This is a genomic window from Phenylobacterium conjunctum (assembly GCF_042679085.1).
GTDB lineage: Bacteria > Pseudomonadota > Alphaproteobacteria > Caulobacterales > Caulobacteraceae > Phenylobacterium > Phenylobacterium conjunctum.
In genome coordinates this window covers 46,214-58,023 of record NZ_JBHTLQ010000009.1, presented here as the reverse complement: position 1 = coordinate 58,023, position 11,810 = coordinate 46,214, and the positions used below count along the sequence as shown (strand labels likewise).

Below are 11,810 nucleotides of genomic sequence, written 5' to 3'. Positions count from 1 at the left end.
CATTGTTGGTGTGGTTCGTGTGGTTCGTGGATAGATGTCCCAGGCGCGGCCTCTCAGATCGTCATCGGAGCCCGTGACGCCGTTGACTCAAAAGGCCTGCGACCGTATATGCGCGCCCTCCTGTTTCACCACCGGGCCGGCGACGGCCCCGCAGAAGAATACGGTCATGAAGGTCAGAAGCTCGCTTAAGTCGCTCAAGACTCGCCACCGCGACTGCAAGCTCGTGCGCCGCAAGGGCCGGGTTTACATCATCAACAAGACCGACCCGCGCTTCAAAGCCAAGCAGGGCTGAGGACGTCTTGGGCGTCCCGGCGGCGACGACGCTGCTTTGGGACGTCGGCAACGTCATCGTGCGCTGGAACCCGCGCACGCTCTACGAAAAGGTCTTTGAGGAACCGGCCGAACTCGACCGGTTCCTTAGCCATGTCTGCACCATGGACTGGCACCTCGCCCATGACCGGGGTGTGACCTTCGCCGAGAATCGGCAGGGCCTGCTGGCCCGCTTTCCCGAATACGCCGAGCAGATCCACGCCTGGGAGACCCGGTGGTGGGAGATGTTTTCTGGTCCCATCGCCGAGACCGAGGCGGCCATTCACGCCCTGGCGGACCGGGGCGTGGCGCAATACGGCCTGACCAACATGTCGGCTGAGACGTTCGCGGGCACCATCGCCATGAGCCCGGCCTTCGCCCATATCGCGGGCTTCGTGGTCTCGGGCGACGAAGGGGTGATCAAACCCGAGCCGGAAATCTTCCGCCGGGCAGCCACGCGCTTCGGCCTGGACCCGGCCCGGACCCTGTTCGTGGACGACAGCGCGCACAATATCGAGGCGGCGCAGGCCCTGGGTTTCCGCGTGCTGCACTTCACGGATCCGGCCGCCCTGCGCCCGGCGCTCGAGGCTCACGGTCTCCTGTAGAACCCGGTGCGTGAGGGCTGCCGAGGCCGGCGGCCACTTTCGGCTGTCACGCCTTGAGACGCGTTTTTCTCGCATGACAGGCGAGGCCCTCGCGGCTAGGTTCCGCGCCCCTGCCCAGACCTTCAAAGAGGCTCCTTTCCATGGACGACGCCGGCCACATCGATGTGATGAACTCGACCGCCCAGTCGCAGCTGAAGAGCATCATCGAGCGCATCGAACGGCTCGAGCTGGAGAAGTCCGAGATCGCCGAGCAGATCAAGGAAGTGTTCGCCGAGGCCAAGGGCAACGGCTTCGACGTCAAGGTGCTGCGCAAGGTGGTGCGCCTGCGCAAGCAGGACCGGGCCAAGCGGCAGGAGGAAGAGGCCATCCTCGACCTGTACCTGTCGGCGCTCGGAGAGGTTTGAAGCGCGGCCCGCCAGACCAGAAGGCCGCCGCCAAGCGCGCGGCCCTGAACGCCTTGCGCCGCGCGCGCCGCCAGGCGGACCGCGCGGGCGTGAAGCTCTCCGACTGGGAAGGTGAATTCCTGGGCTCGGTCGAGGACCGGGTGAAGACCTATGGCCGCGCCTTCGGAGATCCCGAGAAGGGCGCGCCCGGCCAGGCCCTATCGGCCATGCAGCACCGCAAGCTCAAGGAAATCACCGCCAAGGCCAAGGGCGAGGACAAGCCGCCTCGCCGGCCGATGCGGCGTGGGCGCAAGCCTGAGGCGGAGGGGGAGGACAGCGAGTAGCCCGAGAGTGGGTTGGGCTTCATCTCGCACTGACAGGACACAAAGGCCACTAAGACAGCAAAGAACACAAAGGGCGTCTTTGTGGGCCCAGGCCGCGCCAGGGTTCAGCTCGCGCGCATAGCGCGCCTTCGTGTCCTTTGCGGTCCTTCTTAGCTAGCGGGACGGCGGCCGTGTGGCGGGTGGTCATTGTCGCGCCCCTTAATGGCACGTAGAACGCCAATATAAGGGAGGCCCTCGATGACCCACTATCTCTACGCGATGCCGGGTTCGCTCTATTCCGGCAAGGCCAGGGCCTATCTGCGCAAGCAGCGGATCGACTTCGAGGAGCGGGCGCCCAGCCATCCGCGGTTCGATGAGGCGCGTAAGAGCATCGGGCGCTGGATCATCCCGGTGCTGGAAACTCCGGACGGTCGCTTCATCCAGGACGGCTCCGACATCATCGCCTATGGCGAGGCTGCAGGCCTCGCGCGGCTGCCCGCCTATGCGGGCGGGCCGGTGCAGCGGCTGGTGGGGCTGATCTTCGAGCTGTTCGGCGGCGAGGGGATGGTCAGGCCGGCCATGCACTATCGCTGGAACTTCGACGCCGAGAACATTCCCTTCCTGTCCCAGGATTTCACCGGGCCGATGGTGCTGGGCGGCGACGCCGCCGCGCGGGCCGAGTCGTTCGCGGCCTCCAGCGGGCGGATGCGCCAGGCCGCGCGGATCTTCGGGGTGAACGCCGACAGCGCGCCGCTGATCGAGGCCTCCTACGCCCAGTTCCTGAAGCTGTTCGAGGCGCACCTGGAGACCCAGCCCTACCTGTTGGGCGGGGCGCCGAGCCTGGGCGACTACGGGCTGTTCGCCCCACTGCACGCCCACCTGGCCCGCGACCCGCATCCGGCGACCCTGATGAAGACCACCGCCTGGCGGGTCTGGCGCTGGGTGGAGCGGATGTATGCGCCGAACCAGGACGCCGGCGAGTATGGCGAGGTGGCGCAGGCGCTGGTGGAGGGCGACGCGGTGCCGGACACGGTGAAAGCGCTGTTGTCCTACGTGGCCGAGGACTACCTGCCCGAGGTCGAGGCCTTCATGGCCTTCTTCAACGCAGCGGCTGGCGCGCCCGAGGTCGAGGCCGGCGCGGTGATCGGCGGGCGGCCCGGCCAGCGGGTGATCGGCTTCACCGAGTTTGATTGGCGCGGGGTGAAGCTGACCGTGGGGGTGTTCCCCTACCGCGTCTGGCTGCTGCAGAAGGTGCAGGACGCCTTTGACGCCATGGCGCCGGCCGACCAGGCCCGCGCCGCCGCCCTGATGGCTGAGACGGGGCTGTCGCGGATGGTCGAGCTGAAGCCCGTCCGCCGCGTCGAGCGAGCGGACAACCGCGAGGTCTGGGGGAGCTAGGGCCGAGACCTAGGGTGTCATCCCGGCCGCAGCGAAGCGGAGAGCCGGGACCCATAGGCACAGATTCATCCGGATAATCCCGCGCGTATGGGTCCCGGATAAGCGCTGTACGCTTTCCGGGATGACATAGCTTATCAGGCCGCGGCTTCGTCGGCCGCTTCGCCGCCCTTGACCAGGTCCTCGAGGCCCTGTTCGCGGACCTTGCGATAGAGGGTCGAGCGGCCGATGCCGAGGCGGCGCGCCACCTCGCTCATGTGGCCGGCATAGATCTCGATGGCCAGCTGGATCAGGTCGCGCTCGATGTCCTCGAGCGTGCGCAGGTGGCCGCGCCCGTCGAGAATGCGCACGGGGGCGTCCTTCGGGATCTCGTCCAGCAGCTCGCCCATCGCCGGGGGCGGGGCGTGGCTGACAGCGGCCACCGCCTCAGGCAGGGGCGCGGCGACGCCGGAGATGGCCGGGAAGTCGTAGGGCTGCAGATAGGGCGCGTCGGCCAGCACGATGGCGCGGTAGACCGCGTTCTCCAGCTGGCGGACATTGCCCGGCCAGTCGAAGCCGGTGAGCAGGGCCAGGGTCTCGGCCGAGGCGCCGGCCACGGCCTTGCCTTCCTCGACATTGAAGCGGCGGACGAAGTGCTCGACCAGGGCCGGGATGTCCTCGCGACGTTCGCGCAAGGCCGGCGCCTCGATCGGGAAGACGTTCAGGCGATAGAACAGGTCCTCGCGGAACCGGGCGTCCTTCACGGCGGTCGCCAGGTCACGGTTGGTGGCCGAGACGATGCGCACGTCGACTTTGACCGAGCGCTTGGCCCCGATCGGGTCGATCTCGCTCTCCTGCAGGGCGCGCAGCAGCTTGACCTGGATGTCCAGGGGCAGCTCGCCGACCTCGTCCAGGAACAGGGTGCCGCCATTGGCCTCCTGGAACTTGCCCAGGTGCTTGTCGGTGGCGCCGGTGAAGCTGCCCTTCTCGTGGCCGAACAGGATCGATTCCACGAGATTCTCGGGGATGGCGCCGCAGTTCACGGCGACGAAGGGCTTGCCGGCGCGGTCGGAAGAGCCGTGGACGGCGCGGGCGATCACTTCCTTGCCGACCCCGCTCTCACCGGTGATCAGGATGGGGATGGACGACTTGGCCGCCCGCTCGCCCAGGCGCTTGACCATCTGCATGGGGGCCGAGGTTCCGACCATGTCGGCGAAGGTGAAGCGGCCGCCGGCGTGCTTCTTGAGGCGCTCAACCTCGCCCTTCAGGTCGCCCATGGACAGCGCATTGCGGATCGAGACGATGATCCGCTCCGGCGCCGCCGGCTTGATGAAGAAGTCGCAGGCGCCGGCCTGCATGGCCTTGACCACCGTGTCGATGCCGCCGGTCGCGGTGACCACGATCACCGGCTGGGAGAAGCCGCGGGTGCGGATTTCCTTGAGCGTGTCCTGGCCCGACAGGCCCGGCATGACCAGGTCCAGCAGAATGAGGTCGCAGGCCGAGCCGGAGGTCAGCTTGCCGATCGCCTGGTCGCCGTTTTCGGCGTGGGCGACGGTGAACCCTTCGCGCTCCAGGACCGCCTGGATCAGCCTGCGTTGAGTCGGGTCGTCATCGACGACGAGGACCGTTTTGGCCATATGAAGACACCCACCTGGACTGGACGCTCATCTGCCGGGATGACCCCGGGATGAGGCTCGTTATGTCGCGGATTGATACAGGTCCGGGGTAAAGGCGGGGTTTCGGAGACCTGAGTCAGGGGTTAACGGGCGGGGCTTGCCTAGGCGGGGGTGAGCGGAATGGGGGACTTGCCAGCTTGGCCTTGGGGGCGCTCACTCTCGTCATAGGACGGGGGAGGGGGCTTCCATGTTTGTGGGGCACTATGCGGCGGCGCTGGCCGCCAAGGCTGTGGAGCCGCGGGCGCCGCTGTGGACCTATGTGGGCGCGGCCCAGCTGGTGGACATCGCATGGTCCGGGCTGGTGATGGCGGGGGTGGAGCGGCTGCGGCTGGACGAGAGCCTGCCGGGCAGTCCCCTGGTGCTGGAGCACATGCCCTGGACCCACAGCCTGCCGGCGGCGGTGCTGTGGTCGCTGGCGGCGGCGGTGGCGGTCGGCCTCCTGCTGAAGCTGCCGCGCGCGGCGGCGGTCATGGTCGGGCTGGTGGCCTTTTCGCACTGGCTGGGGGACCTGGCTGTCCACCGGCCGGACCTGGAGCTCTGGTTCGGCGGCGACAAGGTGGGCTTTGGCCTGTGGAACTATCCCGTGCCTGAGGAAGCCCTGGAGATGGGCCTTTTGGGGCTGGGCGCCGCGGCCTGGGGCTGGCGGCGCGGACAGCTGGGCCAGAGCCTGGCGCCGGTGCTGGGGTTCACGACCTTCCTGATTGCTCTGCAGATCGTGGCCCTGGTCCTACCGGGCAGCGGCGACCCCGCAGGCTTTGGCCGCACGGCCCTCATCGCCTACCTGGTGACCACGGTCCTGGCCTGGCTGGCGGATCGGCGTTCGACTGCCGCCACGTCATAGGTTGCGCGAGAGGGGCTTAGGGGCATAGTGCCGCCCAAGGCCGCACTGACGGCCGTCGGGAGGCTCCATTGAAGATCACCAAGCTTGTCCTCGCGGTCGCCGTGACCGCGGCCCTCGCCGCCTGCAGCCCCAAGGCGGGCAATGTGGATGGCGCGCGCCTCGCCAAGGCGACCGCCGATGGCGAATGGCTGGCCGTCGGCCGGACCTATGACGAACAGCGCTACAGCCCGCTGACCAAGATCAATACCGGCAACGTCAACCAGCTGGGCCTGGCCTGGTATCATGAGTTCGACACCAACCGCGGCCAGGAGGCGACGCCGGTGGTGGTGGACGGGGTGATGTATGTCTCCACCGCCTGGTCCAAGGTCTATGCGCTGGACGCCAAGACCGGCGCCCAGAAGTGGGCCTTTGATCCCAAGGTCGACGGCGGCAAGGCGGTGGACGCCTGCTGCGACGTGGTCAACCGCGGCGTCGCCGTCTGGAAGGGCAAGGTCTATGTGGGCGCGCTCGACGGTCGCCTGATCGCCCTCGACGCCGCGACCGGCAAGCAGGTCTGGTCGGTCCAGACCACCGACACCTCCAAGCCCTACACCATCACCGGCGCTCCGCGCGTGGTGAAGGACAAGGTGCTGATCGGCAACGGCGGCGCCGAGTACGGCGTGCGCGGCTATGTCAGCGCCTATGACGTCAACACCGGCAAGATGGTCTGGCGCTTCTACACGGCTCCGAATCCGCAGGGGAAACCCGACGGCGCGGCCAGCGACAAGATCATGGCCGAGAAGGCCGCCGGCACCTGGTTCGGCGACGTCTGGAAGCAGACGGGCGGCGGCGCGACGGTCTGGGACTCCATGGCCTATGACCCGGACCTGGACATCGTCTATTTCGGCGTCGGCAACGGCACGCCCTGGAACCACCTGAAGCGTTCCGAGGGCAAGGGCGACAACCTGTTCGTCTCGTCCATCCTGGCCCTGAAGCCGGACACCGGCGAGTACGTCTGGCACTATCAGACGACACCCGGCGAAAGCTGGGACTACACCGCGACCCAGCACATCATCCTGGCCGACCTGAAGATCGAGGGTAAGCCGGTCAAGGCCCTGATGCAGGCGCCCAAGAACGGCTTCTTCTACGTGATCGACCGGGCGACGGGTAAGCTGATCTCGGCCAAGGGCTATGCGCCCCAGACCTGGACCACCGGCGTCGACATGAAGACCGGCCGGCCCATCGAAACCCCCGGGGCCCGCTACAAGGACGCCCCGTCCATGCAGTTCCCGGGTCCGCTGGGCGCCCACAACTGGCACCCGATGAGCTACAGCCAGCAGACGGGCCTGGTCTATATCCCGGCCCAGGCCTCGCCCTTCGCCTACACCAATATCGGCGAGTTCAAGTACAATCCGAACGGCTGGAACGTCGGCACCAACCTCCTGGCCAACGCCCTGCCGGACGACAAGGCGACGCTGGCGGCCATCAAGGCCATGAACCGCGGCCTGCTGGTGGCCTGGGACCCCGTGGCCCAGAAGCCCCGCTGGACGGTGGAGCATCCCTACTTCTGGAACGCCGGCATCATGTCGACGGCGGGCGGCCTGGTCTTCCAGGGCGCGGCCGAGGGCAAGTTCGTCGCCTACGACGCCGCCAACGGCAAGGTGCTGTGGGAGTACAAGACCACCAACGGCGTCATCGCCGCCCCGTCCACCTATGAGATCGACGGCGAGCAGTACGTGGCCATCCTGGTCGGCTACGGCGGCGGCGGGCCGGTCTCGGCCTCGGTCCTCCTGGGCAACCAGCAGCGCCTGCCGGGCCGCCTGATGGTCTTCAAGCTGGGCGGCAAGGCGACCCAGCCGGCCTATGAGATCGACGAGGTTCCCGCCCTTGACCTGACCGGGGTGAGCTCGGCGGGCGACGCCAAGGCCGGCTTCGCGCGGTTCCATGAGAACTGCCAGGTCTGCCACGGCCCGAACGCCTCGGGCGCCTATCTGCCGGACCTGAAGAAGTCCCAGATGATCGTGTCCGCCGACAACTTCAAATCGGTGGTGATCGACGGGGCCCGCAAGGCCAACGGCATGGTCAGCTTCGCCAAGACCCTGTCGGTGAAGGACGCCGAGGACATCCGCGCCTACATCATCAGCGAGGCGAAGAAGTCCCAGGCGGCGCAGTAAGGTATGCCTGTAGCCTTCTCCCCTTGTGGGAGAAGGTGGCCTGGCGGAGCCAGGTCGGATGAGGGGTCTCTCAGACCTCGCAGGTTGGCGGGACTGACGGATAAGGCGGCGCGACCCCTCATCCGTCAGCTCCGCTGACACCTTCTCCCACAAGGGGAGAAGGAGGATATTGGAATGCTCAGCCTAGACATCGCCCGGCCCGAGGAGCGGCCGATCCTGGAGAACCTGTTCCAGCTCTATATCCACGACTTCTCGGAGCAGTGGGCGGGGCGGGATGATGGCGAGTTGGGCGACGATGGCCGGTTCGAGGACTATCCGCACCTGGCGAGCTACTGGCGCGACGAGGATCGCGTTCCTCTGCTGATCCGCGTGAACGGCCATCTGGCCGGGTTCGCGCTTCTGAACAGCTTCTCCCATGCCGGCGTCCCGCTCGATCGGGCGATGGCCGAGTTCTTCGTGGTGCGGAAGCATCGCCGCGCGGGGGTGGGCCTGGCGGCGGCGCAGACGATCTTTCGACGCTGGCCCGGCCGCTGGGAGGCGGCGGTGGCGCGCACCAATGGCGCGGCCCTGGCCTTCTGGCGCAAGGCCGTGGCGACCTGTCCGGGGGTGTCGGAGATCCGCGAGGTGGACGTTGCGGACGAGGTCTGGCACGGGCCGGTGCTGTTGTTTTCGGTGGGGGTGTAAGCCCTCGGCCTCTAACTCCCACCCCATACTCCGCTCATCCCCGCGAAGGCGGGGATCCATACTGAGCGAGCCTCACGACGCCGAGTTGACGGACATTCAGCTTGGATCCCCGCCTTCGCGGGGATGAGCGGCGGGGGGCAAACAAAAACGGCCCGGGATCGCTCCCGGGCCGTTTCCGTCTAGGTGTCGATGGATCAGATCGCTTCGAACTGGTTCATCGTGTTGTGGACGCCGCCGGCCTTCAGGGCCGCTTCGCCGGCGAAGTATTCCTTGTGGTCGTCGCCGATGTCGGAGCCCGACATGTTCTGGTGCTTCACGCAGGCGATGCCCTGACGGATTTCCTTGCGCTGGACGCCGGCCACGTAGCCGAGCATGCCGGCCTCGCCGAAGTATTCCTTGGCCAGGTTGTCGGTCGACAGGGCCGCGGTGTGGTAGGTCGGCAGGGTGATCAGGTGGTGGAAGATGCCCGCGCGCTTGGCCGCATCCCGTTGGAAGGTGCGGATCTTGTCGTCGGCTTCGGCCGCCAGATCGGTGTCGTCGTAATCGACGCTCATCAGCTTTTCGCGGTCATAGGCCGAGACGTCCTTGCCGGCCGACTTCCAGGCGTCGAACACCTGCTGGCGGAAGTTCAGGGTCCAGTTGAAGGACGGCGAGTTGTTGTAGGCCAGCTTGGCGTTCGGGACGACTTCGCGGATCCGGTCCACCATCGAGGCGATCTGCTCGATGTGCGGCTTTTCGGTTTCGATCCACAGCAGGTCGGCGCCGTTCTGCAGCGAGGTGATGCAGTCGAGCACGCAACGGTCGGCGCCGGTGCCTTCACGGAACTGGAACAGGTTGGACGGCAGGCGCTTCGGACGCAGCAGCTTGCCGCCGCGGTTCAGGACCACGTCGCCGTTCTTCATGTCGGCGGGCGAGATCTCTTCGCAGTCCAGGAAGCTGTTGTACTTGTCGCCGATGTCGCCCGGGGTGTGGCTGACGGCGATCTGCTTGGTCAGGCCGGCGCCGAGCGAGTCGGTGCGGGCGACGATGATGCCGTTGTCGACGCCCATTTCGAGGAAGGCGTAGCGCAGGGCGCGGATCTTCGCGAGGAAGTCCTCGTGCGGCACGGTCACCTTGCCGTCCTGGTGGCCGCACTGCTTTTCGTCGGACACCTGGTTTTCGATCTGCAGGGCGCAGGCGCCGGCTTCGATCATCTTCTTGGCCAGCAGGTAGGTCGCTTCAGCGTTGCCGAAACCGGCGTCGATGTCGGCGATGATCGGAACGACGTGGGTTTCGTAGTTGTCGATCGCGTCGATCAGCTTGGCTTCCTTGGCCTTGTCGCCAGCGGCGCGCGCGGCGTCGAGGTCGCGGAACAGGCCGCCCAGCTCACGGGCGTCGGCTTGCTTCAGGAAGGTGTAGATTTCCGAGATCAAGGCCGGGACCGAGGTCTTCTCGTGCATCGACTGGTCCGGCAGCGGGCCGAACTCGGAGCGCAGGGCCGCGACCATCCAGCCCGACAGGTAGATGTAGCGCTGCTTGGTGGTGCCGAAGTGCTTCTTGATCGAGATCAGCTTCTGCTGGGCGACGAAGCCGTGCCAGCAGCCCAGCGACTGGGTGTAGTTGGCCGGGTCGGCGTCATAGGCCGCCATGTCCTTGCGCATGATGTCGGCGGTGTACTTGGCGATCTCCAGGCCGGTCTTGAACCGGTTCTGCAGGCGCATGCGGGCCACGGACTCGGCGCTGATGCCTTCCCACGGGGCCTTGTTGGCCTTGATGAGGGTGTCCATCTCGATGATGTGATCTTGATAGGCCATGGATCTCTTCCACTGCTTGCCCGGGCGGACTGCAGCCCGGCGCGTTGGCCGGGTGCGTACGCGCCTCGCCTGAGGGGCGGAAGCCGGCCTGAAGTGCGATTGTAAAACTTTACAGAAAAGTGCTGTAATGTTGTAAGGTCGAGACTCTACAAGGAGTTTCGGTTAATGCCCCGAGAGCGCGGCCTCTATGCCGGCCCCAGATTGCGGCGCCTGCGCCGTGAACGCGGCCTGACCCAGGCGGACATGGCGGCCCACCTGGAGGTCTCAGCCTCCTATGTCGCCCTCCTGGAGCGCAATCACCGGCCCCTGTCCGGCCAGATGCTGGCCCGGCTGGCCCAGGCCTACGACCTGGACCTGAAGGGCTTCCTGGGGGGCGGGGGAGACGACGAGACCGCCAGGCTGGCCTCGTTGCTCAAGGACCCGATGTTCGCCGACCTCGACCTGCCGAGCGTCGAGCTGTCCGACATCAGCACCAATTTTCCCGGCGTCACCGAGGCCTTGCTTAGGCTCTACACCGCCTATCGCGAGGAGCAGCTGGCTCTGGCCGACAAGGGCGCGGACCGGCTGGATCCCGACGCCGAGGCCAATGACCCGGTGGCCGAGAGCCGCCGGTTCCTGGCCGCGCGCCGCAACAGCTTCCCCCTGCTGGACGACGCCGCCGAGCGGCTGGCCCAGCGGGCGGCGGAGTACGAGGGCCTGCCCGGCTATTTCCGCGCCCGGCATGGCCTGAAAGTGCGTCGCCTGCCCTCGGCGGTCCTGGTCGGCTCGATCCGCCGGCTGGACCATCACCGCAAGGAGGTGCTGCTGGACGATGGCCTGGACAGCGCCAGCCAGGCGTTCCAGCTGGCCCTGCAGGCGGTCTATCTGGAGATGCGGGCCGAGCTCGACGGCCTGGTGGCCGAGGGAGACTTCGCCAGCGAAAGCGGCGAGCGCCTGGCCCGGCGGGCGCTCGCCTCCTACGCGGCGGCGGCGGTGATGATGCCCTATTCGGCCTTCGCTAAGGCCGCGGAGACCAGACGCTACGACGTCGAGGCCCTGGGCCGGCAGTTCGGGTGCAGCTTCGAACAGACCGCCCACCGGCTGACCACCCTGCAGAAGCCGGGGCAGGAGCGGGTTCCGTTCTTCTTCATCCGGGTCGACGAGGCCGGCAACGTCTCCAAGCGCCTGGACGGGGCGGGGTTTCCTTTCGCCCGGCACGGCGGCGGCTGTCCCCTGTGGAACGTGCACCAGGCGTTTCGGACCCCGCGCCAGATTGTCACCCAGTGGCTGGAGCTGCCCGACGGCCAGAGGTTCTTCTCCATCGCCCGGACGGTGACGGCGGGCGGCGGCGCCTATGGGGCGACCAAGGTCGAACGGGCCATCGCGCTCGGCTGCGCCGAGGAGCATGCGGCCAAGCTGATCTACACCCAGGGTGGGCCGGGACCGGAGTTTTCGACCCCCATCGGAGTGACCTGTCGCCTGTGCCACCGGCTCGACTGCACGGCCCGTTCGGCCCCGCCGATCGGGCGCCAGATCCTGCCTGATGATATCCGCCGCACCGGCGCCCCGTTCGGGTTCTCGGACAGCTGAGACGCCCGGTGGCGTGAAATTTCTGGGGCAGGGGGGGCTTTCAACGGAGCCGCTTCCGTGCAGTAAAGCGCGCCGAGAAACCGCCTCCAGGCTTGGCCCT

11 protein-coding genes are annotated in these 11,810 nt (G+C 67.3%); 9 read left to right on the top strand and 2 right to left on the bottom strand.

Translation table 11 applies throughout. The features are described 5' to 3' along the window. Window positions 1–166: 166 nt before the first annotated feature. The 5 genes from ykgO to ACFQ27_RS05925 all read left to right on the top strand — a co-directional run bounded on the left by ykgO (window position 167) and on the right by ACFQ27_RS05925 (window position 3,018). Window positions 167–292 carry a type B 50S ribosomal protein L36 gene (ykgO, locus tag ACFQ27_RS05945; protein WP_111513452.1) on the top strand — a complete coding sequence of 42 codons (126 nt, stop codon included), beginning with the start codon at window positions 167–169 and terminating at the stop codon, window positions 290–292. A 7-nt stretch (window positions 293–299) separates the two neighbouring features. Continuing rightward, window positions 300–914 carry an HAD family hydrolase gene (locus ACFQ27_RS05940; RefSeq protein WP_374348434.1) on the top strand — a complete coding sequence of 205 codons (615 nt, stop codon included), beginning with the start codon at window positions 300–302 and terminating at the stop codon, window positions 912–914. 140 nt (window positions 915–1,054) lie between these two features. Then, complete coding sequence (locus ACFQ27_RS05935) at window positions 1,055–1,318, top strand: DUF2312 domain-containing protein (protein WP_374348432.1); 264 nt, start codon at window positions 1,055–1,057, stop codon at window positions 1,316–1,318. Then, window positions 1,315–1,641, top strand: coding sequence for a hypothetical protein (locus ACFQ27_RS05930; RefSeq protein WP_374348429.1), 327 nt, complete (start codon window positions 1,315–1,317; stop codon window positions 1,639–1,641). The genes ACFQ27_RS05935 and ACFQ27_RS05930 overlap by 4 nt, the downstream gene beginning before the upstream one ends. A gap of 237 nt (window positions 1,642–1,878) precedes the next feature. Then, window positions 1,879–3,018: a glutathione S-transferase N-terminal domain-containing protein gene (locus ACFQ27_RS05925; protein ID WP_377352954.1), complete on the top strand. Its 1,140-nt coding sequence runs from the start codon at window positions 1,879–1,881 to the stop codon at window positions 3,016–3,018. Window positions 3,019–3,152: 134 nt separating this feature from the next. On the opposite strand, the gene ACFQ27_RS05920 is transcribed toward ACFQ27_RS05925, so the two are convergent. After that, window positions 3,153–4,631, bottom strand: a complete 1,479-nt coding sequence (locus ACFQ27_RS05920) for a sigma-54-dependent transcriptional regulator (RefSeq protein WP_374348424.1) — start codon at window positions 4,629–4,631, stop codon at window positions 3,153–3,155. Window positions 4,632–4,857: 226 nt separating this feature from the next. Between ACFQ27_RS05920 and ACFQ27_RS05915 the strand changes: the two genes are divergently transcribed. The 3 genes from ACFQ27_RS05915 (at window position 4,858) to ACFQ27_RS05905 (ending at window position 8,348) form a co-directional block, all read left to right on the top strand. Continuing rightward, entirely contained in the window at window positions 4,858–5,511 is a 654-nt protein-coding gene (locus ACFQ27_RS05915) for a hypothetical protein (protein ID WP_377352953.1), read from the top strand. 68 nt (window positions 5,512–5,579) lie between these two features. Further along, a complete protein-coding gene (locus ACFQ27_RS05910; RefSeq protein WP_374348420.1) occupies window positions 5,580–7,664 on the top strand; it encodes a PQQ-dependent dehydrogenase, methanol/ethanol family in 2,085 nt (694 codons plus the stop codon). A gap of 174 nt (window positions 7,665–7,838) precedes the next feature. Continuing rightward, window positions 7,839–8,348 (top strand): GNAT family N-acetyltransferase, encoded by a 510-nt coding sequence (locus ACFQ27_RS05905; protein WP_377352952.1) that lies wholly within the window; start codon window positions 7,839–7,841, stop codon window positions 8,346–8,348. 194 nt (window positions 8,349–8,542) lie between these two features. Here the strand turns inward: ACFQ27_RS05905 and ACFQ27_RS05900 are convergent, their stop codons facing one another. Then, complete coding sequence (locus tag ACFQ27_RS05900; RefSeq protein ID WP_374348141.1) at window positions 8,543–10,141, bottom strand: isocitrate lyase; 1,599 nt, start codon at window positions 10,139–10,141, stop codon at window positions 8,543–8,545. 165 nt (window positions 10,142–10,306) lie between these two features. Between ACFQ27_RS05900 and ACFQ27_RS05895 the strand changes: the two genes are divergently transcribed. Beyond that, window positions 10,307–11,710 (top strand): helix-turn-helix domain-containing protein, encoded by a 1,404-nt coding sequence (locus tag ACFQ27_RS05895; protein ID WP_374348139.1) that lies wholly within the window; start codon window positions 10,307–10,309, stop codon window positions 11,708–11,710. Window positions 11,711–11,810 lie beyond the last annotated feature (100 nt).

Excerpts from the sequence above, each read along its gene's own strand:
- ykgO (WP_111513452.1), top strand. The coding sequence starts at position 167 with ATGAAGGTCAGAAGCTCGCTTAAGTCGCTCAAGACTCGCCACCGCGAC.
- ACFQ27_RS05935 (WP_374348432.1), top strand. The coding sequence starts at position 1,055 with ATGGACGACGCCGGCCACATCGATGTGATGAACTCGACCGCCCAGTCG.
- ACFQ27_RS05925 (WP_377352954.1), top strand. The coding sequence starts at position 1,879 with ATGACCCACTATCTCTACGCGATGCCGGGTTCGCTCTATTCCGGCAAG.
- ACFQ27_RS05920 (WP_374348424.1), bottom strand. The coding sequence starts at position 4,631 with ATGGCCAAAACGGTCCTCGTCGTCGATGACGACCCGACTCAACGCAGG.
- ACFQ27_RS05915 (WP_377352953.1), top strand. The coding sequence starts at position 4,858 with ATGTTTGTGGGGCACTATGCGGCGGCGCTGGCCGCCAAGGCTGTGGAG.
- ACFQ27_RS05905 (WP_377352952.1), top strand. The coding sequence starts at position 7,839 with ATGCTCAGCCTAGACATCGCCCGGCCCGAGGAGCGGCCGATCCTGGAG.
- ACFQ27_RS05900 (WP_374348141.1), bottom strand. The coding sequence starts at position 10,141 with ATGGCCTATCAAGATCACATCATCGAGATGGACACCCTCATCAAGGCC.
- ACFQ27_RS05895 (WP_374348139.1), top strand. The coding sequence starts at position 10,307 with ATGCCCCGAGAGCGCGGCCTCTATGCCGGCCCCAGATTGCGGCGCCTG.